Below are 20,870 nucleotides of genomic sequence, written 5' to 3'. Positions count from 1 at the left end.
GAATCACCCATCCCTGCAGGAGCATTGAATGGCCGCCAAGGATACGAACGAAGACCGCAAATCCGACGAGCAGGAACAGGAAATCTCGCTGGACATGAGCCAAGCTCAGGTCAAGAAGATGATCGCCGAAGCCCGCGAGAAAGGCTACATAACCTACGACCAGCTTAATCAGGTGTTGCCACCCGATCAGGTCAGTTCAGAACAAATTGAAGATGTTATGTCGATGTTATCTGAGATGGGCATCAATATCATCGAAGATGAAGAGGCTGAAGACGAAGAGAACAAGGGTTCTACCGAACTTGTAGCCACAGACACCAACCGTGAAGTAACTTTGGCTGGTGCGCAGACTGAAAAGCTGGACAGAACCGACGACCCTGTCCGAATGTATCTGCGCGAGATGGGTTCGGTTGAGTTACTGAGCCGCGAAGGCGAGATTGCCATTGCTAAGCGGATCGAAGCTGGTCGCAATACTATGATCGCGGGCTTGTGTGAAAGCCCGCTTACATTTCAGGCGATCACGATCTGGCATGACGAATTGCTGTCCGAGGACATTCTATTGAGGGATGTTATCGATTTGGAGACCACTTTTGGTAACCAGATGGACGAAGACGGCGATGTCGAAGAACCGGTTGTCGATACCTCTGCAGTGCAAGCGGTAAAACCTGAAAAAGACACCGGGCCGGAATTGGATGCGGACGGCAATCCGATTGCTTCTGATGACGACGATGACGAAGACGATCAAGCCAACATGTCCCTGGCGGCAATGGAGGCTGCGCTTAAGGATCAGGTCCTGACAACGCTGGAACGCATTTCCACCGACTTTGCCATGCTGTCAGAAATGCAGGACAGCAGGATTTCTGCCACGTTGAACGAAGACGGATCTTTTACCGATAAAGACGAAGAGACTTATCAGAAGCTTCGTGCCGAAATCGTTGAGCTGGTTAATGGTCTTCATTTGCACAACAACCGCATCGAAGCACTGATTGATCAGCTTTATGGTATCAACCGTCGCATCATGTCGCTCGACAGCTCTATGGTTAAGCTGGCGGATCAGGCGCGTATCAACCGTCGTGAATTCATTGATGCTTACCGGGGTCGTGAACTCGATCCGAACTGGTTGGCCGAGATGGCGGAAAAACCGGGCCGGGGTTGGCAAATGTTCATCGAACGCTCAACTGCCAAGGTTGAGGAATTGCGCAACGATATGGCTCAGGTCGGACAGTATGTTGGTCTGGACATCAGCGAATTCCGTCGCATTGTCCAGCAAGTTCAGAAAGGCGAGAAAGAGGCGCGTCAGGCTAAGAAGGAAATGGTCGAAGCGAACCTGCGCCTTGTTATTTCGATCGCCAAGAAATACACGAACCGTGGCCTGCAATTCCTTGATTTAATTCAGGAAGGTAACATCGGCTTGATGAAAGCGGTGGATAAATTTGAGTATCGCCGCGGCTACAAGTTTTCGACCTACGCGACTTGGTGGATCCGTCAGGCGATAACGCGCTCGATCGCGGATCAGGCAAGAACGATCCGTATCCCAGTTCACATGATCGAGACGATCAACAAGTTGGTGCGGACTGGTCGCCAGATGTTGCACGAAATCGGTCGTGAACCGACGCCGGAAGAACTGGCTGAAAAGCTGCAGATGCCGCTTGAGAAAGTGCGCAAGGTGATGAAAATCGCCAAAGAGCCGATCTCTCTGGAAACGCCGATTGGCGACGAAGAGGACAGCCAGCTTGGTGACTTTATCGAGGATAAGAATGCTGTGCTGCCTCTGGACAGCGCCATTCAAGAGAACCTCAAAGAAACGACAACGCGAGTTTTAGCCTCGCTCACCCCACGCGAAGAACGGGTTCTTCGGATGCGATTTGGTATCGGAATGAATACCGACCACACGTTGGAAGAAGTGGGTCAGCAATTCAGCGTTACCCGCGAACGAATTCGTCAGATTGAGGCCAAAGCGCTGCGCAAGCTTAAACATCCCAGCAGATCGCGAAAACTGCGGTCCTTTCTAGATCAGTAAAAAATGGGCGCCCAAATCGGGCGCCTTTTTCTTGGCGTTTCCAATTATCAACCAAACTCACTTTGGCTGGAAATCGGATAATATTGGCGCGAAGTCGCAAGGACGGTTATGCCCTGGCATTTATATCGATTGTGTCCACTCACGGGACGGGCCGGGGTGAGGTTGAACGCGCTGATGACCCCCGGCCATCCTCATCCCGGCCGCAAAGGATGATCGACGCGATCACGAAAAGCGGAAGGAGACTGACCGGTCCACCGTTTGAAGGCGGTCGAAAATGCGGCCTGATCGGCGTAGCCTAGGGAATAGGATATCTCAGAAAGGTTCATACCGTTCTTGATGAAGGTCTGGGCTAGATCACACCTGAGATCGTCGACAATCTCCCGATACGTCGTGCCCTCGTCCGTCAAGCGACGCGCAAGTGTTCGAGTACTGAAGCCAAGTTCGGCAGCCACGTTTTCTACGTTAGGGATGCAGCCCGGCATGGATCGGGTAACCAAGCCTTCGACCAATGCCCGGGATTTTGGTCTTGCTGAATACTGTTCGGCCAATAGTCTTTCGCCATATTCCAATAAATGCTCCCTCAAACTGGGATCATAGGTTGGCACTGGTAGATCCAGCGATTCCAGCGAAAGGATGATTTCCAGTCGCTCTGTGCCAAACTCCACCGGGAACCCGCCGATTTTCTCATATGCTGCAGCGTGACGCCCGACCTCATGCTGAAAACGCATTTGGATTGGACGAACGTTCACTTGGGTCAGCGCCCTCATCCGTGAAACTCCTGCGAACAGAAGGAATTCGGTCCTTCTGTGATAACGAGAAAACGTTGCATCCTTCCATTCCGCCTCCAGAGTTGCGGAATTTCCCGACACATGCAGGTTGAATGCCAGCGAGGGGTCAATGATCTTGTGAAAACGCGAAGTGTTTTCCAAGACTTGTTTCAGATCACGCGAATATTTGCTGATATATGCGGTGACACTTGAAGATGAACTGAATTGCAATCCGGCTTGCGCGCCGAACGTGATGTCCGCAACCGCGTCACATGCTTTTCGTACAAACCGCGCTTCTCCGTGGGAGTTGTAAGTCGTTGCAGGTGGCGCAATTTCAGATCTGCTCAAACCGCTGTCTTGCAAGACCTGATCCACCAATGTTGGATCCTGTGTGCGGTCTTCCAAGACACGGGTGAGTAATTGAATCCTTGCAATATCTACATCCATACTAATGTCTGACCGTCGGCTTGACCAAACGTCAAGCCCATCTGAAAACGTTTTGTTAGCAAAAATTAGTAGATTTCCGCAAAGAACGAGCATTTATGTCGCCGACACTTACGTTTTTGGCTGGAATTCGAAAAGAACTGTCAGACGCGACCAAGACGGGATGGCAGGGTGAGAATAAGTTTGCCGCGTTGTCGGGTAAGAACCCTATGGGGATGGGGCAGAGCCTGGATGTGCGGATTACCAACCCGCTCAGTGGGCTCCCCGACACAACAAAATCAAATCGTGCCGCAATATGCCATTATGATCGGGGTTGGATAGGTTGATCCGAAATCACGACTGGCTAACTCGATTTCACGATGATACGGATCACGCTTAAAAGTGCGTGAGGTGTACTTTTTTACCTGGAGATAAGGCCTAGTCTACCATTCATGTTCCAACATGAAAGAAGTTAAAGATGAAAAGTTTTTTTGCCTATTCAATCGCCGCGGCGATTGCTTTGACTGTTCCGACTGCAGCAAGTTCTGCTCCGAACGGGTATAGAACGGAACCTATGAATTCCACGGATTTTGAAGTGATCCCGCGGGCGCGTCAGGATGTCGACGGGTATTGGTGTGCTGCTGCTGATTTCGCACGCAGAAAGCTTGGTGCAGGTTGGCAGCAGCGGATATATGTTCTGCGCGGCTATGGCCCTAGTTTGACAACGGGTCGTCGCACTGCCGTTCAGTTCTCTCTCAAAATGCCTACAAATGTTCCGCAACAGAACAGCTCGTTTCAGGCATTTGCTGTGGGCGAAAGCATGTCTGTGCAAGGAGCGAATGGAAGGTGCCGCGCAATCCCGATTTTGCGATGACGAGGTCAGGTTTTTAAATGTTGAGCGAGTTCGTCATTAATACAAACGGAGCCGGACTTTACGAGTTCACCGGCTCTGTTAGTGAATGGGTCAATCAGATCGCGGGGGATGGCTTGTTAACGCTGTTCGTACCCCACACCTCCTGTTCATTGCTGATTCAGGAAAACGCTGATGCTGATGTGCAGATGGACCTTCGCGCATACTTCGACAGGTTGGTGCCATCTGCGGATCATCCCGAAATGTCTTATCTGTGTCACACTTATGAAGGGCCAGATGACATGCCAGCGCATATCAAGGCTGCAATGTTGCCGGTGTCACTGTCGGTTCCGGTCTCAAATGGTCAACTGGCACTTGGTACTTGGCAAGGAATATTCCTGTTCGAGCACCGCAATGCTCCACATAACCGCAAAGTAGCCGCCCACTTCGCATGACCCCTTTATCTTGCGGTTGAAATTTCCGACTACCCAAACTCTAGCGGCTGCCCTATAGTTGTGGATAAGTGAGCCGAAGCGCTTACAATAAGAGGCGGAAAAAGGGACGAGGAGACGGCGTATGCGCTGCCCGTTTTGCGGAAATATTGATACTCAGGTAAAAGATTCACGCCCGGCGGAGGATCATGTCGCGATCCGCAGGCGTCGATTTTGTCCTGCATGTGGTGGCCGTTTCACCACGTACGAACGGGTGCAGCTGCGCGATCTCGTCGTCATCAAAACCAACGGAAAACGTGAGGATTTTGATCGCGACAAACTTGAGCGATCGATCCGCATCTCGATGCAGAAGCGTCCAATCGATCCGGAAAGAATCGATCAGATGATTTCGGGAATTGTGCGCCGCTTAGAAAGCATGGGTGACACAGACATTCCATCCAACAAAATTGGTGAAATCGTCATGGAGGCGCTGGCCCGGATCGACACAGTTGCTTATGTTCGGTTTGCGAGTGTTTACAAAAATTTCCAGGCGGCCGATGACTTCGAGGAATTTGTCCACGAGCTGCGCCCGCCGCAGCCTAATTCGGACGAGTGAGCGAAACAGATAAGCGATTCATGGCGTTGGCCCTTTCTCTTGGGCGGCGCGGTCAAGGGGTTTGTTGGCCAAATCCTTCGGTCGGTTGTGTTATTGTGCGCGATGGGCGGATCGTAGGTCGAGGTTGGACGCAAGCTGGTGGTCGACCGCATGCTGAGACTGAGGCCCTGACGCAGGCTGGTCAATTTGCGCGGGGCGCGACGGCTTATGTGTCGTTGGAGCCGTGTGCGCATTTTGGAAAGACCCCACCTTGTGCTCAGGCCCTGATTGACGCTGGCGTTGACCGGGTCGTGTGTGCAATCGAAGACAGCGATCCACGTGTGGCCGGGCAGGGATTTGCCATGTTGCAAGACGCTGGCGTCGAAGTAACAACCGGCGTTTTGATGGAACAGGCATCCCGCGATCTATCGGGTTTCTTTCTGAAAACCGAGCAGGGACGGCCGTTTGTTACACTTAAACTCGCCAGCAGTTTCGATGGTCGAATTGCGACCGGGACCGGCCACAGTAAGTGGATTACTGGCCCCAAGGCTAGACGGGCCGTTCATGTAATGCGAGCGCGTCACGATGCGGTGATGGTTGGCGCAGGAACAGCACGTGCCGATGATCCTTCACTTACAGTCAGGGACCTTGGTATCGACAGCCAACCGGTTAGAGTTGTTGTTTCTCGGCACCTTGATCTTCCCCTGCTTGGGCAATTGGCGCGAACGGCTGCCGAAATTCCACTTTGGTTATGTCACGGGCCGCATCCGGACGCGGAAAAGGCCCGTACATGGGAAGGTTTGGGTGCGCGTTTGATCCCGTGCGCATTGGACGACCATCAGATTGATGCCGCTGATTTGTTAAAGCAACTTGGACAAGCTGGACTAACACGAGTGTTCTGTGAAGGTGGATCTGCGCTCTCGGCATCTCTTTTGGCCGAGGATTTAGTGGATGAACTTGTGGTGTTCAGTGCCGGGTTAGCCATCGGCGCCGAGGGGTTGCCAGCAATCGGTTCTTTGGGCTTGGATACGCTTGACGGTGCCCCACGTTTCGATCTGATTGAAGCACCCGTTATTGGCGGAGACGTCATGCATCGGTGGGGACGCGCTGGATCGGCTTAACGCCAAAGGTGCGCATGAGTCGCCAGCGCCCCCTGCAGTTTCGACAATAAGCTATTGCCAAGGCCCCTTTTGGCCTGTTGCCGCAATGCCAGACGATCCACAACCACTTCGACGGGGCAGGGTTGCCCAGTGATTGGGTCCAGATAGCGTGGATAGTCGATCAAAGTCGCATGCACCAATCCCATCAGAGAGGGTCGAGCACCGCGCCGGGCAGGAACGTTGTCCAAATCCGTTGTCAGCCCCCATCCGGCATAAAACGGAGCACCAAGCGTTGTAACCGGAACACCTCGCAGTAAAGCCTCGAACCCCAATAGAGAGGTCATAGTCCAAACCTCATTTACTTGGATCAGCAATTCCGCGGGATCACAGCCTTGGGCAACATAATCTGCTGAATAGTTTGCGTCCAAATGTCCCTCTCGCAGACCGGCTTCGACGTCGGGGTGAGGTTTATAAATCAGAATTGCATTCGGGTTAGCTTTGCGTACCTCAAGCAAAAGATCTCGATTGGTTCTGATACTGCCAGTTCCCAGCTGTATCGAGGCATCATCCTCAACCTGTCCGGGCACAAGGATACGATGCCCTTTTGGTAAATCAGGAGCGGAATTGCCGATATTATACTTACTCAAACGATCCGATATCAAACGAGCGGTCAGGCGTTCCGCGCGAAGCCGTTGATCTGCGCGCAAACTTTCGCGTTTTGCAATCAAGTCCTCCAATTTACTTGGCCGAGTGGGATCGTAGTAGATGCCTTGATTGTCTGTCACCAGTGACATGGGCGGCACAAGTTGGGCGCCCAGCCCACGAGACCGAAGGAATCCATCTTCTATCCGTGTTACATCTGGATCCTGCCCCGCGTATCGGGCCCACATCATATGGGGGCGGTCACTGTCTGCCGGAGGGCCGCCCGTGAATCGCATTTTTTGCTCGCGTCCGAACATCTTTTGAAGGTGTCGGCGTTTCCAAATGCGCATTCCAGAAGCAGTCCAGCCTTTTCGATCTTCGCGCCAAGCACGAACCTGCGCCTCAAGAGTGTCCAGAACTGTCTCTAACTGACACAGCTGATCTCGATAGGGGTCGTACCAAGAGGGATACAGGATCATGGCCGCAGCGAATATTTGTGCCCTGGTAAGGTTCCGATGCCTACGGGGTAGGGGATCTTCATCATTTGTCAGTCCCCATCCTGAATAAAATGGCTGCCCAAACACCCTTGGTTTGTGACCAGCCAATATCGCCTCGAACCCAAGTTGAGAGGACAAGGTGTAAACACCTACTGCACCTTCCAGCAACGGCCACGGACTTATCGGATCAGTCAGCAGTGACACTCGTTCATTTTGATCTGAATCTGAGTAGAAACCCTGTCGGTAACCAGAGATGCTTTCAGGGTGCGATTTAATGACTACCCGAGCACCCGGGTTTTCTTCTTGCGCCATGACCAGCATCTCACGAAACCGCGCCGGGTCGCCTGCGCTGGCCCTCACCGCCGCATCGCCCTGCGTTTGATCAACCACTAGTACATATCCGGGGTCGGGTGGGGCGCATTCCGGGTCAAATGCGGAAAATTTGCTGAGGTTTAGTTCGCGCAAACGTTCGATTGCGCCGCGCGCGCGATCCAGAAGCGCGGTGTCATCTAGTGGGTGAGTCACTAGTAGCTGTTCTAGATCTGATGGTTTCGAAGGGTCGAAATGCGCCCCGGCTCGATCCAGCAACAATCCCAACGGTGCTTCGCCCCCGCGACCGGGGTGCAGTGACCGCAAAAAAGCGTCCTCGACGCGCAGAAGCGGGGAATCGCGATTTTCGGCTATGCGCCTTCCACGATGCGATGTGGGACTGTCGCCCCAAATCCCGACCATATCGTCGGTTCCGGGCAGACCAATCCTCAGGTCGTAGCCGGATAGGGATAAAATTCGGCGAACTTGTCGCTGTGCAAGAAACCCGCCATTATAGACAAACAACCGCCTGCGCTCGGTCCCGGCTGCGTGGTCCATTTCAGGACGCACAGTTCAACCGCCCGTCAGGGTAGCTACGTTCGCAAAGGGCGTTAGACCTCCGGCAATCAAGGAAACGGACTTGGACCACTGAGAATACGGCGCTTCGGTCACGTAGATCGTGTCGTCATCGCGAATGACAAAGTCCCGCGCAACAAACAGGCCATTGGGCGAGGTCAGGTTCAACAAGTAGATCATCCGTTGATCGCCTTGCAAATCGGCGCGGCCTATGACGTTGCGGGCAATATCCTGTCGCTCCCTACGAAGCACAAAAATGCCTGTCGGGTCCGAGGATAGAGGCTGGAGACCGCCAACCTGAGCGAGCGCCTCGAGTGCAGAAAGATCCTGGCTTTCAAAAGACACACGGGATTGGCCGCCCGTGGCACCCAGAGCAATGTAGGATCGGCTGTCCTCTTCGACCAAAATCCGGTCGCCGTTGCGCAGGGCGATGTCGGTGCCAGGTGAGCGGAACAGGTCCTCATACCAGACCGTGCCTTTGTGTTTGCCTCGGATCACAGTCACCATCGCAATGTCCGAAGCCACCGTTACACCGCCCGCGTTAGCCAGCATTCCCGAGAGAGTACGGGTGGGCCGTTCGATCGGATACACGCCCGGCGCACCAATGGTACCTGTCAAGGAAACAGTCGCACCATCGCCAGCAACGCGTCGAACTTGAACCTGAGGGTCTGGGGTCTGCTCCTCAAGCCTGGATGAGATAAGGTTGCGTAATTGCTCAGGAGTATTTCCAGCTGCGCGAAGACGACCTGCGTAAGGGACGAAGATAAAACCATCGCTATCTACTTGGACCTCTTCCAGCGCAGTGGCGGAACCGGTTCCAGTTGTCAGCAGGCCATCGTCGACGTTTTCCCAAATGGTTAAGCCCAAAACATCACCAGGGCGCACAGTGTCCGATGCCAGACTTTGCGCACTACGAAATGACTGCGAGAAGCCGTATTTCGGCACGGCAGCAGTCGCACGGGTCACACGATCATCCACTTCAACGACATATGCATTGCCGCCGTTTACGGTAGACCCGGCCAGAATCTCGTCCTTGTTAGGGCCGGCCTTAGGAAGTTGGCAGGCCGCCAGCAAGCCAGCGACCACCACAAAAGATGCCGCCCGTATCCATCGGGTAGGAATTCGAGTCACTGCCGATTGTCCTCAGTTTTCTTTCTTTTGGGTAGGTTACACGGTTTTGTTTGCAACTTCCAGCAACAGGTAGCCGTTGTTTAGTTTACAATTTTCAACTGTGGCGTGACAGCCGCGTCGCCATTTAGGACGATTTGATAAGGGTCCTCCGACTGAAGCATCATATCTACGGCCCGTCTCAACAATTGCCGCCGTCCGCGGCGAGAATAATACCCGCCAGGCACTTGGCTGGTTTTAAGAAGAAAACGACGGTAAGTGCGATATGCTGCTGCGTCCGGCGTTTCAGGATTGGCAAAGAATGCAGCGACTGGCTGCCGGGATACAAATTCCGGTTTATCATAGACTGAACGCCCAAAAACGCGGAGCGGAATGCCGCGCCATAACGCCTGCTGGCCGGCTGTCGAGTTTATAGTCATGGCCGAACACGCCTCGTCCAGCAATCCAGCCATTTTGCCACCCGGGACATAATGTATTCGTTCGCTGACTCCGTATTCTTTCGCTAGCTGTCGAACCCTTTTCCGCAATGGTTCGCGATGGTTCTCTAATGGGTGTTCCTTAATCACGAGATGATGGTGCGAGGGTGCGCCCATGGCGAACCCGGCTATGGCCTGCTGAAGAAACTCGCACATTCCTGAAAACTCAGAATGGGATTGCACTGAACTGTCATGCCCAAGTTGTAACAGAACCAAATGATAGGGAAATGCTCCACGGCGCACCCTATTGGTGGCCCACCTGCGCTGTAGGCGATGTATCGGCATGAATAGCAGGCGCTTGAAATAAAGCCGGAACTCTGTCGGTACAGGCAGCTCTCGATGAGTGCGAAAGTTGCGGTAACCGCGATTTAGAAACAGCAGGCACCAATGGTAAGCGGCGCCATAAAAAATATGCTGTCTCATGTCCCCCCAATGCGACGGTGGCGGGGGGCTTTGAACATGGGACTGTGCAAGCGCGTCCTGCATGCGAGCAACGTCAAGGTCCATTAAACGCGAGTTCCCGTTGGAGCCATCGCGCTCATACGTCACCCACCATGGCCGCAGGTACCCTTCCTCGAACACATGGACAACAAGACCTAGGGACTTGGCAGTTTCTACCGCGTGGGCATGGATTGGGCGGGTATCTCCGTAGAGAACGATGTCCGTCACATTCCGTTCTCTGATTAGACCTTCAAGAAAAATTGGCCACTCGTCGACCGGTTCCCGAAAGGCGATATAACTAGCCGGATCTGTCCAGAATACCTGATCGCCTGCGTTGAATCCCACGCGCCAGACATGAGCACCTGCTTTTCTCAACATACGGCCCAGTGAATAAAAAAATGGACCGTGTGGCCCTTGCAGAAACAGGAACACGCGCTGTTTGGAATTGTCTGCGACCTGAAACATTGTCTTTTATGTGCTGCTCTTGGTTATGTTTGTTGCCAGAATAATGCCGGTTTGTCAGTTTCCCGGCAAGACAGGTCTTGCCGGGAGGGACGGTGACCTTTACCTCGGCTCTCAACGCTAGGCTCAAAGGATTTATCGCATGTTTACAGGGATTGTCACTGACATTGGCACAATCACCGAGCTTGATCAGCAGGGCGATCTTCGCGCACGCATTCGCACCAGCTATGATACCAGCTCTATCGATATTGGAGCCTCCATCGCCAGCGACGGCGTGTGCCTTACCGTGGTTGCGTTGGGTGAAGACTGGTACGACGTGCAGGTGAGCGCAGAAACTATCTCAAAAACCAATCTGGATTCTTGGAAGCTGGGTAAGCGCGTAAACCTAGAACGCGCGTTAAAAGTTGGGGATGAACTAGGCGGTCACATTGTCTCGGGTCATGTGGATGGTGTTGCCGAGGTCGTGGCTGTTGAAGACGAAGGCGACAGTACCCGCGTGACATTGCGCGCTCCCAAGGAATTGGCACGATTTATTGCACCAAAAGGCTCCGTTGCTCTGAATGGCACGTCATTGACAGTCAATGACGTGGAAGGATGCGACTTTGGCATAAACTTTATTCCCCACACGAAAGAGGTCACTACATGGGGAGACGTCGCCATCGGTGATCGGATTAATTTGGAAATAGACACTTTGGCGCGGTATGTTGCTCGATTGGCCGAGATGTCATAGGCGTGGCGCTGTCGGGCCAAATCGCCTGTTTAACAAATCGGCAGTTCGCCAACACAAAATCGCCAGTAGTAGCGCTGCATAGCCGTCGACTGCATAGTGCCATGCCAAGTGGATGGATCCCACAAGAATGACCACCGCGAAAGCCGTCATCAACCATCCTAACCAGCGTGTATAACTGAAAGCGTAAATCGCCAGCAGGGTACTGGTCGCAACATGCATGCTGGGCATTGCTGAAATGCCGCGAATTGGACCGCCGTTGAAATGTCCATCGAACAGGACTTGTTGCCATTGCAAGGCCGCGACCGGGCTGATTTCGTTGGATGCGTGCAAGAGTTCCATCTGGTGAGTAAATGTGTCACCAAAACCGAAAACTTCGAAATAAACGGGCCCAACTGATGCGAACAAGGTCGCGAACAGGTTGCCGCCGAGTGACCAACACAATGCGAACGCAACTAGGAAAACCATGCTGCGGCCAGGATTTCGCCTGTCAAAACAAGCAAGGCATACTGCTATATAAATAAGGAAAAACCAGCTGTGGTAGGCAAGGTTGACCAAGGTCGTTACGTAAGGGTTTCCAAGAACCGGCCACAGCAGTTGCCAAGTATCTTGGCCGTGCAAAGTTCTGTCTAAATTCGCGAACAACGGGTCCCAGGAATAAGGTTGAAGCAAAGGTAAAACGGTTTTGAGATAAGAATATGAAACTGTGAGCACGGCGATGCACATAAAACCAATCAACGTGTCTGAGGTCGCGGAACGGTTTGAAACGATCTTTCGGAAATCCGCGATCATCCAACTTATTGGTTTCTTTGGTTTCACACGAAAAACTGCAACCGCAAATCGCCACAATACGTAGTTGGCGAAAGCAAATGCAGACAGGTTTAACAAAACACCCAGTATTTTTGTGGAAGCCGACGACCAATACGATATGCCAAGATGCTGTCCCACGGCTATTCCAGCAAGTGCGTGGAGCGCGACAATAGACACCAAAAGCCGATTTCGCCAAATTACCTCTCTCAGAGAGACGCCGGAGGCCGTACTGCCCAACGGATATGTCAATTCACTGGTCCTAAATTTGTAAAATCAATTTTTGACCGATCAGGCTCGGCATCAATTAAAATGGGCGACTTGGTGCGCCGCTTTTTGGATAATCACAATCTGCTAAGCGCAAATTAGTTAACATTTGGTTAATGAAATTCGGGAAATCCGCAGGAGGTGGCAATCGACACCAATCTCTGACAGCGGGCAAAAGGGGCGGGAAATGAGCCGAGATACTTAGTCGAATGCACATTTCAACCGCATGGTCCTTTAAGCACTCTGGTCATTGGGGTTCGACTGGTCTATCCCGCCCAGCATGAATGCTCAGCGAGAGGCTGCCAAATGAGCTTTGAAACTCCAGGACCGGTCGAGGCCCAGTTAAGTGAGGCGATCAGCCCGATCGAAGAAATCATCGACGAAGCGCGTAAGGGTCGGATGTACATTCTGGTTGATCACGAAGATCGTGAAAACGAGGGTGACCTGGTGATAGCAGCGGAATTCGCGGATGCGGCGGCTATTAACTTTATGGCCACGCATGGCCGAGGGTTGATCTGTTTGCCAATGACGGCTGAGCGCATTGATGCGCTTGGGCTGCCGCTGATGGCCGTAAACAACTCGTCCCGTCATGAAACCGCGTTCACTGTGTCGATCGAAGCACGCGAAGGCGTATCGACGGGTATCTCAGCTGCAGATCGCGCTTTGACAGTCTCTACGGCCATCAACGAACAGAACACGATGGCCCACATCGCGACGCCCGGTCATATCTTTCCGTTGCGGGCAAAAAGGGGCGGTGTACTGGTGCGCGCTGGCCATACAGAGGCGGCAGTCGATATATCGCGTTTGGCGGGTCTGAAACCCGCTGGTGTGATTTGCGAAATCATGAATCCGGATGGCACAATGGCCAGACTGCCGGATTTGGTAGAATTCGCGAAACAACACAATATGAAAATAGGTACGATAAGCGATCTGATTGCCTACCGTTCGCGCAATGACAATCTTGTTGTCGAAACTTCGCGCGAGGTGGTGAATTCGGAATATGGTGGTGAGTGGGAAATGCGCATTTTCACTGACCAAACGCACGGCATTGAACATGTTGTTATGGTAAAGGGCGACATTACCACCCCTGAACCGGTTCTGACCCGAACACATGCCCTGCACGAAGCGCCGGATATCTTGGGATTGGGCCCAAAGTCACCGCGTGAGCTACCGCGTGCGATGGAAAAGATCGCGGAAGAAGGGCGTGGTGTTGTTTGCCTGTTTCGCCAGCCTCGCAATTCGCTGTACGCTGCGGAAGAGGAAGGTCCTAGAACCATTAAGCAAACCGGTCTTGGGGCTCAGATCTTGTCCAAGATGGGTATTCAGGAATTGGTTCTACTGACCGATTCACCGGAAACCAAATATCTGGGGCTTGACGCATTTGGCTTGTCCATCGTTGGCACCCGCGCAATTCTTGGGGATGATTGATCGTGGCTGAACAAGACAAACATGGCGTACTGCCAACGCCCGAATTTGACAATCCGGTCAAACTTCTGATCGTCGTTGCGCCTTTCTATCGCGCCATTTCTGACAATTTGGTTGCCGGTGCCAAAACCCAGATCGAAGCAGTTGGCGGCACGTGTGAAGTGGTCGAAGTACCTGGTGCGTTGGAAGTTCCCACAGCGATCGCGATGGCGGATCGACAATGCAACTTCGACGGCTACGTCGCACTGGGCTGCGTCATTCGAGGTGAGACAACTCATTATGAAACTGTTTGCAATGACTCCAGCCGTGCAATTCAACTGATGGGACTTCAAGGTTTATGCATTGGCAATGGCATTTTGACTGTTGAGAATGAAGAGCAAGCAGAAGTACGCGCTAACCCTGAAAAAATGAACAAAGGCGGCGGAGCGGCCGCAGCAGCCTTGCATCTGATTGCGCTCAGCCGTAAGTGGGGGGCTTCTCGTAAGGGCGTCGGGTTCAAACCGCCGTCAGAGTCCATTCTCTTGGCGGACGGCAGTAACGGATCCACAACGGCATGACCCGAAAAGAAGCGACCCAAAAACCGGTCGACAAAAAGCGTTTGATGAAATCTGCCGCGCGGCTCTACGCCGTGCAGGCCCTTTTTCAGATGGAACAGTCCGGGCAAACAACAGATCAAGTGGTTCGCGAATTTTTGGATCACCGTTTCGGCGCTGTATATGAGGGCGAAGAAATGTTGGACGGCGACATTTCGATCTTTCGCAAGCTTGTGGATGACGCGGTAAACTACCAAGCACCCATTGATCAGATGACCGACCGAGCTTTGGTGGCAAAGTGGCCCATCGACCGGATAGACCCGACGTTACGAGCCACGTTCCGAGCCGCTGGTGCAGAATTGACCCAAGGGCAGACACCGCCAAAGGTCGTCATTACCGAATTTGTCGACGTTGCGCGCGCTTTTTTCCCCGAGGGAAAAGAGCCAAAATTCGTTAACGCGGTGCTTGATCACATGGCGCGTGAGGCCAAGCCCGAGGCATTCTGACACGCCGCCGACCATTTTACCCAGACCAAATTCGAGCTAAGCTTCGAGAGGCGCGTAAGGAGGTCTGAAATGCCTAAGCTCATCCGTCTTTACATCACCCAAGTTGCACTTGGTTTTTTGATTTCGGCAATATTCGTCGCGGTTCTTCTGGTACTTAACGTTGCTAATCTTCGCGATCTCATTTTGGGGTCCGAGATTGGTCTGATGGCCTTGCTGATGATCTGGTTTATGAACGGGATCGTTTTCGCGGGTGTCCAATTCGCTTACGCAATCATGAATTTGGCTGAAAAGCACGATGGTCCGCGTCGAGGAACGCCGATCACGCAAAGTTTGAAACCAGCGTTGATCCGGCAAGAGTCGCGATCCTCACGTTGAAGGATCAAGTGGCGGGACCGCCAGTCATCCGTGGGGCTTTGATTCCCGAGGACCTGTTAATACAGGTGGGCGCCAGGTAATCAGGCCAGGACCTGAACAGAGCCAGCTCCCTCGGAATTGCTTAAGGCCACCGGAATGCTGCCTAACACGAGAAGGGCAGAACCCGCCACGCGCCTAGTTAGGGTCTGAAGTGGGATTCCACAAGAGGTCATGCGTCAACAGTTTCGTGTAATGCCGTTCGCATCTTGCCAAAGTGTTCGTCCCAACCATTGTCCAACGCCAGGATCAACCCAAAGGCCTCTGCTCCTTGTGGGAGGCCTTCGTGAACAAGGCCAAGCCGCGTGCCACCTGAAACTGGCTCTAGCGTCCATCTTACGACGCTCACTGCATCTCCCATGGGTTTGACCGTAAAAGTATACTCAAGATATTCCGGCCTCCGCGCCTGACGGACCTCGCCCCAGATCAATAGGTCGCCGCTTGTCGTTCCAAACATTTCAAGTTTTTGACCATCTGCCAGACGGCGTTCGGGTTTGTGAAACCATTCCGCAAGCCGGTCAGGTTCGGTTAGATAGTCCCAAACCGTTTCGGGTGTTGCGCGAAGAAAAATGGTTTTCTGCAAAACTGCGTCAGTCATCTATTTGTTCCTTCAATAGCATTTTTGAGATTGGCGAGGCGGTCGTCCCAGAACCGGTCAAAGTATCTGAGCCAGTCCAGAACAGGGGCCATTCCCTTAGGTTCAAGTCGGTTGATGCGTTCCCGTCCGCGAGCCTCGAACGTGATCAGTCCGCCGTCTGAAAGAACGGTTAAGTGCTTTTTGACGGCAGCGCGGGTCATATCGAAATGTCCGGTCAACTGCGCGATTGTCATGTCTTCGGACGCCAGCATTTGAACTATGTCCCTGCGTGTTGGATCTGCCAGCGCGCGAAACGCGTTTTGAGTTTGTGTGTTCATGCGCTCCTCGATTAGATACCTTTTGGTTTCGTGTTTTTACGGTACCGAAAGGTATCATGTCAAGAGAAGTCGTGCTTGATTTTTGTTCACTAATTGTTCACATTTTGAGAATGAATCTAGAATTGCATCCTGGACAAAGATTGGCCCGAGGGGTTTCGCGGCACCTTGTAACCCATGGTTATGTTTCCATTGAGGAATTTGTCCCGACCCGCGGTTTGCGTGTAGACGTTATGGGATTGGGACCAAAGGGTGAGCTTTGGGTGATTGAATGCAAATCAAGTCGGGCCGACTATCAGTCAGATTCGAAATGGCAGGGCTATCTGGAATGGTGCGATCGATTTTTTTGGGCCGTCGACACGGAATTTCCCGTCGATCTTTTGCCGCCTGAAACCGGATTGATCATTGCAGATGCTTATGACGCTGAAATTATCCGCATCGGTCCTGAGACCAAGGTCGCACCAGCGCGGCGAAAGAAAATGATCCAGAAATTCGCCACCGACGCTGCACGCAGATTGCACGTGTTGCGTGACCCGCGTGTCTGACAGCCTAGTCCCTTAACGCCCGCGCTGCTTGGGCTGCGGCGCGAATTTCTTCGGCGATCTCTTCAGCTTCGTCCGGGTCAAAGTCCATCGGAATCTCAGCATCCGAAGCTTCGATGAACAGACGAACCATGCCCTGATCAGTCGGTCCGATCTGCAGGTTCGCTTCTATGTCGCGTTCGGTATTTATGCCCATGTGCGCCTCCGATGAGCCTTTTTGCTACAGCGCGATGGGTTGAGAATCAAGCGACCAAAGCGCACAAAAGAAGTATGGATAATGTTACCCTTCGGCCCTTTCACGCCGATGATGCGCAATGGTTGGTCAAACAGCATGACTTGCTATATGCGCGCGATGAAGGGTTCAACGAATCCTTCGGGCGATTGGTGGCCCAAATCCTGAATGACTTCCTTGCGGATTTTGACCCCAGGCGCGAGTGCGGCTGGATCGCCGAGAAGAACGGATTACACTTAGGCAGCATTTTTTGTGTTGCTCAGGACGATCATAGTGCCAAGCTGCGCTTGTTCCTGTTAGTGCCTGAAGCCCGGGGGCAGGGGATTGGGAGGCACTTGTTAAATGAGTGTATGGAGTTTGCTAGGACTGCAGGCTATCGCGAGATGGTGCTTTGGACACATGAAAGCCATCGCGCGGCCTGCGCTCTCTACCGCGCGTTTGGGTGGCAGTTGGTCGATAGTAAGCCGGTGTATTCTTTCGGCGTGGATTTGGTCGAACAAAGCTGGAGAATTCAACTTTAATAGACTTGCAATCCCAGTGCGTGTTCGATAAATCGCCCTCCACGAGTGCCGCCTTAGCTCAGTTGGTTAGAGCGCTGGATTGTGGATCCAGAGGTCCCCTGTTCAAGCCAGGGAGGCGGTACCACTTCTCAAACAAAAACTCTAGGCAGAAGGTTCGGGTCACCAATTGCGTGATTGGTCGCTTTGATGGGCTGCCGCTAGTGATCGGCTGTTATGCCAGACACCATTTTCACCTGACGTTTGGTGGCGTCAACGCAATTTGTCTTCTATCCTTCGGACAACAAAACGGATTTTTTTCTGGTCGGCACACCCACTGACCCTCTACCATACTGATTACATGAAATCAGATTTGGATATGAAGAATGTTGAATGTTAGAAAGGTTGCTTCGTTTGCAGCGTTAGGCGCATGTATTGCGATTTCGACGCCGAGTATTGCTGATGCCCAGGCGCTTTCACGATCTCCGGCTGATGATGGATCTTGGCGCCATTCGATTACTCCTTATTTGTTTCTGCCATTCTCTACCAAGGGCACATCAACGGTCGACGGTAGCAGTGTCGATTTGGATTTGAGTCTGAACGAAGTGTTGGACATTTTGCAGGGTGCTCTGTCCGTTCGGTATGAGGGATGGAACGGAGATTTTGGCATCGTTTCCGAGCTCTACTATGTAAAGCTTGGCGAAGATGGCACTTTACCAATTGGCGCAGGACGAACGGATGTCGAAGTGGATGTCCGTCAAACGTTTTTTAACCTGCAGGGCGCTTACCGGTTCGCAAACGGTGTAAATGCTTCGGGCAGAAGATACGCTGCTGATGCGGCGATTGGTGTTAAATGGAATCGGCTCAAGCAAGAAATTGACATAAATACCCCGGGTCCAAGTCTTTCCCTTGGTGGTACTGAAGAATGGTTCGAGCCGCTGATTACCCTGCGGTATGCGACTGAAATCAATGATAAATGGGGTTTTGGAGCCCGTGCGGAACTGAGCGGATTTGGCGTGAACGGCGATGATCTTCAGTATTTAGTCTTGGCCGGTTTTGACTGGCAGGGGTGGGAGAATACGTCTTTGCGCTTCGGCTATCAATTCTATGGAATAGACTATTCCACTGATCGCGATAGTGGCGAGTTTGCTTATGATGTCGACCAGAACGGGATTTATGCAGCGGTGGCGTTTCACTTCTGAGCTGCCGTGATTTTCGCAGACCAAAGCGTCTGAGTAACGGTCTATGGATTCACAATCGAGTGGATTCTTGTCGGATTGCGTCGTCGACCTGGTCTTTAAGGCCTCGGGCCGGGCAAAATGACCATAGTCGAGCGACATTCTCGCGAAATTGAAGAGCTCATTGGGGCAGCAGACCTAAAGGATTAAACAATAGTTTTGATTTGGGTGCATTTATTCACAAAGACGTCCGTTTTTTAAAGAAGCTGCGACAATTTTTTTGCAGGATTTGATATGAGAGCGGGGATAACTAAGTTATTTTAGTATTGAACCGTGTGCCCGCCATAGAGGTGGTAGTTTGTAGTTAGTGAAAGGAACAGCAAAGATGACCGATCGTTTTTTTCTGGCGGCCTTTGTCGAGAGCTTTTCAAGATCCTCAGGGCAAACCAAGCGCAGGTCTGTCGCTGCATCTAGTTACGTCAATTTGCTAATAACGATGTGCATATTAGCCGTCGGAGGGACAGCAAGCCAAACAAACGCGCAACACGCTTCGTCGGATTTCCACCATGTCGTTACGCGCGGCACCGATAAGGGGTCTATGCCTGTACCTCGCGGTGAGAAGGGCAACATAGACGGTCATGGTTTTCGCTTTTTTTGCGTGCCTTCACACTATTCGTATGATGACCCGGTTGTTTATCCCGGGCAACCCGGTGCAGCTCATCTGCATATGTTTTTTGGTAATGCCGAGGTCGATGCCGACAGCACTAGTAGTGACATTATCCACTCGGGTCGGACGACCTGCGATGGCGGTGTCACGAACCGTTCTGCTTATTGGATTCCGGCGCTTTTTAACGAAAGAGGGGAAGTTGTTCTCCCTACAGCTATAACGAATTATTATAAGAGTTGGGTGAATGATCGCAGCAAGATCAAACCAATTCCGCAAGGCCTTGAAATTTTAACCAACGCAGATGTTAAGGGGTCTAGCGGTGTCGTTGTAAGCAAGAAAGATCAAGAAATTTGGGGGGGTGACATTCGGATTTCTCCTCACGACGGTTTGACATTAGAAGTCATTTTTCCTGATTGCGTTGCCGTGAATGCCGACGGATCGCCGATACTTTCCAGCCCGGGCGGCACCAAGCACGTCGCGTACTCCGTTCATGGCCGTTGCCCGCGCTCTCACCCTTATACGATTCCGCAGCTGACCCAGAATGTTAATTGGTCGGATGTACCGTTTGACTCTGACTGGTATTTTGCATCAGATCGTATGGACAATGTGCCAAAGGGTACGTCCGCTCATGCTGACTATGTCGCCGGTTGGACAGAAGAATCCGCACAAATTATGGCGAATTGCATGCGCGATGCTGTCTCAGAGTGCGGCCCCGATCTGCATTCGCACCAGCATGATCAGTTTTTTGCGCCAGATGGCAGTCGAGTATACGGTGATTTCAAAGTTGCAGATGGGGTGTCTTCGACGCCTGCAGCGCTTAAGGGATGGCCATGGATGCTTAATCACAATCATTAGGCTTTTGGAGGTCGAACGCGGAGATCTTTGATATGCCTGGCTGTAGACCCGATAAGGTCTCGTCCTTGATTTCTCCTAAAGCCAATGGGCGTCTGTATTGTGACGAAGTGTCATTCACCGGAGTGCTTTGTTCTTTTTGATTTTGCCGCACTAAACACTTGGCGCTGAAAAGACACAGTGGTGGACGTTGCTAGGGTCGCGAGGAGTAGTTGTGAGGCTCGATCAAAAGGAGGCTGAAATGGTTGAGTGCGATCTACAAAAAAACGATTTGTCAGTTGAGATGCGTTGAAACGTTAATTTTCCGGGGTCGACGACAGAAAATCTACTTTGATTTACCAGTGCCACTCTTTGTTTAGCGACGACTAACGCCGGGGCAAAAACGGTGTTCGCAAAACCGAGACCGAGTTTAGTTCTTTGAGATTATTCTCCACGCAAATAATGCGCACCCTCAGCTACTTTATGATGCCCTAGGATTTGCAGTGACGGTAAATTCGCATCCAACTCTCTTGCCGACTTTCTGACTAGTATAGAGCCTGAGTTTTGCTCGTCTCAAAAACCCCTTTCCACCCGGTTGGCTGAGTGTTTTCAAGTCACAGC

At 52.2% G+C, this 20,870-nt stretch carries 23 protein-coding genes and 1 tRNA gene; 16 read left to right on the top strand and 8 right to left on the bottom strand.

Going from position 1 to position 20,870, the window contains the following annotated elements:
• Positions 1-28: 28 nt before the first annotated feature.
• Positions 29-2,017: an RNA polymerase sigma factor RpoD gene (gene rpoD / locus GOV45_RS07265; RefSeq protein ID WP_170475976.1), complete on the top strand. Its 1,989-nt coding sequence runs from the start codon at positions 29-31 to the stop codon at positions 2,015-2,017.
• Positions 2,018-2,208: 191 nt separating this feature from the next.
• Here the strand turns inward: rpoD and GOV45_RS07260 are convergent, their stop codons facing one another.
• On the bottom strand, positions 2,209-3,231 hold the full coding sequence (locus tag GOV45_RS07260; RefSeq protein ID WP_170475975.1) for a helix-turn-helix domain-containing protein: 1,023 nt from the start codon (positions 3,229-3,231) through the stop codon (positions 2,209-2,211).
• A 95-nt stretch (positions 3,232-3,326) separates the two neighbouring features.
• On the opposite strand from GOV45_RS07260, the gene GOV45_RS07255 reads away from it, so the two are divergent.
• The 5 genes from GOV45_RS07255 to ribD all read left to right on the top strand — a co-directional run bounded on the left by GOV45_RS07255 (position 3,327) and on the right by ribD (position 6,204).
• Positions 3,327-3,554 (top strand): hypothetical protein, encoded by a 228-nt coding sequence (locus GOV45_RS07255; RefSeq protein ID WP_170475973.1) that lies wholly within the window; start codon positions 3,327-3,329, stop codon positions 3,552-3,554.
• A gap of 131 nt (positions 3,555-3,685) precedes the next feature.
• On the top strand, positions 3,686-4,081 hold the full coding sequence (locus tag GOV45_RS07250; RefSeq protein ID WP_170475971.1) for a hypothetical protein: 396 nt from the start codon (positions 3,686-3,688) through the stop codon (positions 4,079-4,081).
• 17 nt (positions 4,082-4,098) lie between these two features.
• The gene (locus tag GOV45_RS07245) at positions 4,099-4,512 is read left to right on the top strand and encodes a secondary thiamine-phosphate synthase enzyme YjbQ (RefSeq protein WP_170475969.1); all 414 of its coding nucleotides are present in this window, start codon (positions 4,099-4,101) and stop codon (positions 4,510-4,512) included.
• A gap of 121 nt (positions 4,513-4,633) precedes the next feature.
• Positions 4,634-5,104, top strand: a complete 471-nt coding sequence (gene nrdR, locus GOV45_RS07240; RefSeq protein ID WP_170475967.1) for a transcriptional regulator NrdR — start codon at positions 4,634-4,636, stop codon at positions 5,102-5,104.
• Positions 5,101-6,204, top strand: coding sequence for a bifunctional diaminohydroxyphosphoribosylaminopyrimidine deaminase/5-amino-6-(5-phosphoribosylamino)uracil reductase RibD (gene ribD, locus GOV45_RS07235; RefSeq protein WP_170475965.1), 1,104 nt, complete (start codon positions 5,101-5,103; stop codon positions 6,202-6,204). The genes nrdR and ribD overlap by 4 nt, the downstream gene beginning before the upstream one ends.
• Here ribD and GOV45_RS07230 read toward each other — a convergent pair.
• The 3 genes from GOV45_RS07230 to GOV45_RS07220 form a co-directional block, all read right to left on the bottom strand.
• Entirely contained in the window at positions 6,201-8,189 is a 1,989-nt protein-coding gene (locus tag GOV45_RS07230) for a capsular polysaccharide biosynthesis protein (protein WP_170476591.1), read from the bottom strand. The genes ribD and GOV45_RS07230 overlap by 4 nt on opposite strands.
• A 15-nt stretch (positions 8,190-8,204) precedes the next feature.
• Positions 8,205-9,338 carry a polysaccharide biosynthesis/export family protein gene (locus GOV45_RS07225; RefSeq protein ID WP_367648107.1) on the bottom strand — a complete coding sequence of 378 codons (1,134 nt, stop codon included), beginning with the start codon at positions 9,336-9,338 and terminating at the stop codon, positions 8,205-8,207.
• Between the two features lie 80 nt (positions 9,339-9,418).
• Complete coding sequence (locus tag GOV45_RS07220) at positions 9,419-10,717, bottom strand: capsule biosynthesis protein (RefSeq protein WP_170475963.1); 1,299 nt, start codon at positions 10,715-10,717, stop codon at positions 9,419-9,421.
• A gap of 139 nt (positions 10,718-10,856) precedes the next feature.
• Between GOV45_RS07220 and GOV45_RS07215 the strand changes: the two genes are divergently transcribed.
• Entirely contained in the window at positions 10,857-11,444 is a 588-nt protein-coding gene (locus GOV45_RS07215; protein WP_170475961.1) for a riboflavin synthase, read from the top strand.
• On the opposite strand, the gene GOV45_RS07210 is transcribed toward GOV45_RS07215, so the two are convergent.
• Positions 11,439-12,500 (bottom strand): phosphatase PAP2 family protein, encoded by a 1,062-nt coding sequence (locus GOV45_RS07210; protein WP_254447934.1) that lies wholly within the window; start codon positions 12,498-12,500, stop codon positions 11,439-11,441. The two genes, GOV45_RS07215 and GOV45_RS07210, sit on opposite strands and share 6 nt — an antisense overlap.
• Positions 12,501-12,821: 321 nt before the next feature.
• On the opposite strand from GOV45_RS07210, the gene ribB reads away from it, so the two are divergent.
• The 4 genes from ribB to GOV45_RS07190 all read left to right on the top strand — a co-directional run bounded on the left by ribB (position 12,822) and on the right by GOV45_RS07190 (position 15,354).
• Positions 12,822-13,943 carry a 3,4-dihydroxy-2-butanone-4-phosphate synthase gene (gene ribB, locus GOV45_RS07205; protein ID WP_170475959.1) on the top strand — a complete coding sequence of 374 codons (1,122 nt, stop codon included), beginning with the start codon at positions 12,822-12,824 and terminating at the stop codon, positions 13,941-13,943.
• 2 nt (positions 13,944-13,945) lie between these two features.
• On the top strand, positions 13,946-14,497 hold the full coding sequence (locus GOV45_RS07200; protein ID WP_170475957.1) for a 6,7-dimethyl-8-ribityllumazine synthase: 552 nt from the start codon (positions 13,946-13,948) through the stop codon (positions 14,495-14,497).
• Complete coding sequence (gene nusB / locus GOV45_RS07195; RefSeq protein WP_170475955.1) at positions 14,494-14,979, top strand: transcription antitermination factor NusB; 486 nt, start codon at positions 14,494-14,496, stop codon at positions 14,977-14,979. Before GOV45_RS07200 ends, nusB begins: the two co-directional genes overlap by 4 nt.
• A 69-nt stretch (positions 14,980-15,048) precedes the next feature.
• Positions 15,049-15,354 (top strand): hypothetical protein, encoded by a 306-nt coding sequence (locus GOV45_RS07190; protein WP_170475954.1) that lies wholly within the window; start codon positions 15,049-15,051, stop codon positions 15,352-15,354.
• Positions 15,355-15,562: 208 nt separating this feature from the next.
• Here the strand turns inward: GOV45_RS07190 and GOV45_RS07185 are convergent, their stop codons facing one another.
• A complete protein-coding gene (locus GOV45_RS07185) occupies positions 15,563-15,988 on the bottom strand; it encodes an SRPBCC family protein (protein WP_170475952.1) in 426 nt (141 codons plus the stop codon).
• Complete coding sequence (locus GOV45_RS07180) at positions 15,985-16,305, bottom strand: ArsR/SmtB family transcription factor (protein ID WP_170475950.1); 321 nt, start codon at positions 16,303-16,305, stop codon at positions 15,985-15,987. Before GOV45_RS07180 ends, GOV45_RS07185 begins: the two co-directional genes overlap by 4 nt.
• A 110-nt stretch (positions 16,306-16,415) precedes the next feature.
• Here GOV45_RS07180 and GOV45_RS07175 point away from each other — a divergent pair, with 110 nt between their 5' ends.
• Positions 16,416-16,847, top strand: coding sequence for an MmcB family DNA repair protein (locus GOV45_RS07175; protein WP_170475948.1), 432 nt, complete (start codon positions 16,416-16,418; stop codon positions 16,845-16,847).
• Between the two features lie 4 nt (positions 16,848-16,851).
• On the opposite strand, the gene GOV45_RS07170 is transcribed toward GOV45_RS07175, so the two are convergent.
• On the bottom strand, positions 16,852-17,040 hold the full coding sequence (locus tag GOV45_RS07170; protein WP_170475946.1) for a DUF6324 family protein: 189 nt from the start codon (positions 17,038-17,040) through the stop codon (positions 16,852-16,854).
• 74 nt (positions 17,041-17,114) lie between these two features.
• Here GOV45_RS07170 and GOV45_RS07165 point away from each other — a divergent pair, with 74 nt between their 5' ends.
• The 4 genes from GOV45_RS07165 (at position 17,115) to GOV45_RS07150 (ending at position 20,273) form a co-directional block, all read left to right on the top strand.
• On the top strand, positions 17,115-17,597 hold the full coding sequence (locus GOV45_RS07165) for a GNAT family N-acetyltransferase (protein ID WP_170475944.1): 483 nt from the start codon (positions 17,115-17,117) through the stop codon (positions 17,595-17,597).
• 47 nt (positions 17,598-17,644) lie between these two features.
• Positions 17,645-17,721, top strand: a tRNA-His gene (locus tag GOV45_RS07160).
• 238 nt (positions 17,722-17,959) lie between these two features.
• A complete protein-coding gene (locus GOV45_RS07155; protein WP_174823602.1) occupies positions 17,960-18,775 on the top strand; it encodes a hypothetical protein in 816 nt (271 codons plus the stop codon).
• 361 nt (positions 18,776-19,136) lie between these two features.
• Complete coding sequence (locus GOV45_RS07150; RefSeq protein ID WP_170475942.1) at positions 19,137-20,273, top strand: DUF1996 domain-containing protein; 1,137 nt, start codon at positions 19,137-19,139, stop codon at positions 20,271-20,273.
• The last annotated feature ends 597 nt before the right edge of the window (positions 20,274-20,870 follow it).

Source organism: Ruegeria arenilitoris (assembly GCF_013035425.1).
Lineage (GTDB): Bacteria > Pseudomonadota > Alphaproteobacteria > Rhodobacterales > Rhodobacteraceae > Ruegeria > Ruegeria arenilitoris_A.
The sequence above is the reverse complement of the archived record's forward strand: the minus strand, read 5'-3'. Positions and strand labels throughout refer to the sequence as shown.

Coding starts and splice junctions, on each gene's coding strand:
- rpoD (WP_170475976.1), top strand. CDS start 29: ATGGCCGCCAAGGATACGAACGAAGACCGCAAATCCGACGAGCAGGAA.
- GOV45_RS07260 (WP_170475975.1), bottom strand. CDS start 3,231: ATGGATGTAGATATTGCAAGGATTCAATTACTCACCCGTGTCTTGGAA.
- GOV45_RS07255 (WP_170475973.1), top strand. CDS start 3,327: ATGTCGCCGACACTTACGTTTTTGGCTGGAATTCGAAAAGAACTGTCA.
- GOV45_RS07250 (WP_170475971.1), top strand. CDS start 3,686: ATGAAAAGTTTTTTTGCCTATTCAATCGCCGCGGCGATTGCTTTGACT.
- GOV45_RS07245 (WP_170475969.1), top strand. CDS start 4,099: ATGTTGAGCGAGTTCGTCATTAATACAAACGGAGCCGGACTTTACGAG.
- nrdR (WP_170475967.1), top strand. CDS start 4,634: ATGCGCTGCCCGTTTTGCGGAAATATTGATACTCAGGTAAAAGATTCA.
- GOV45_RS07230 (WP_170476591.1), bottom strand. CDS start 8,189: ATGGACCACGCAGCCGGGACCGAGCGCAGGCGGTTGTTTGTCTATAAT.
- GOV45_RS07220 (WP_170475963.1), bottom strand. CDS start 10,717: ATGTTTCAGGTCGCAGACAATTCCAAACAGCGCGTGTTCCTGTTTCTG.
- GOV45_RS07215 (WP_170475961.1), top strand. CDS start 10,857: ATGTTTACAGGGATTGTCACTGACATTGGCACAATCACCGAGCTTGAT.
- ribB (WP_170475959.1), top strand. CDS start 12,822: ATGAGCTTTGAAACTCCAGGACCGGTCGAGGCCCAGTTAAGTGAGGCG.
- nusB (WP_170475955.1), top strand. CDS start 14,494: ATGACCCGAAAAGAAGCGACCCAAAAACCGGTCGACAAAAAGCGTTTG.
- GOV45_RS07190 (WP_170475954.1), top strand. CDS start 15,049: ATGCCTAAGCTCATCCGTCTTTACATCACCCAAGTTGCACTTGGTTTT.
- GOV45_RS07185 (WP_170475952.1), bottom strand. CDS start 15,988: ATGACTGACGCAGTTTTGCAGAAAACCATTTTTCTTCGCGCAACACCC.
- GOV45_RS07180 (WP_170475950.1), bottom strand. CDS start 16,305: ATGAACACACAAACTCAAAACGCGTTTCGCGCGCTGGCAGATCCAACA.
- GOV45_RS07175 (WP_170475948.1), top strand. CDS start 16,416: ATGAATCTAGAATTGCATCCTGGACAAAGATTGGCCCGAGGGGTTTCG.
- GOV45_RS07170 (WP_170475946.1), bottom strand. CDS start 17,040: ATGGGCATAAATACCGAACGCGACATAGAAGCGAACCTGCAGATCGGA.
- GOV45_RS07165 (WP_170475944.1), top strand. CDS start 17,115: ATGGATAATGTTACCCTTCGGCCCTTTCACGCCGATGATGCGCAATGG.
- GOV45_RS07155 (WP_174823602.1), top strand. CDS start 17,960: ATGTTGAATGTTAGAAAGGTTGCTTCGTTTGCAGCGTTAGGCGCATGT.
- GOV45_RS07150 (WP_170475942.1), top strand. CDS start 19,137: ATGACCGATCGTTTTTTTCTGGCGGCCTTTGTCGAGAGCTTTTCAAGA.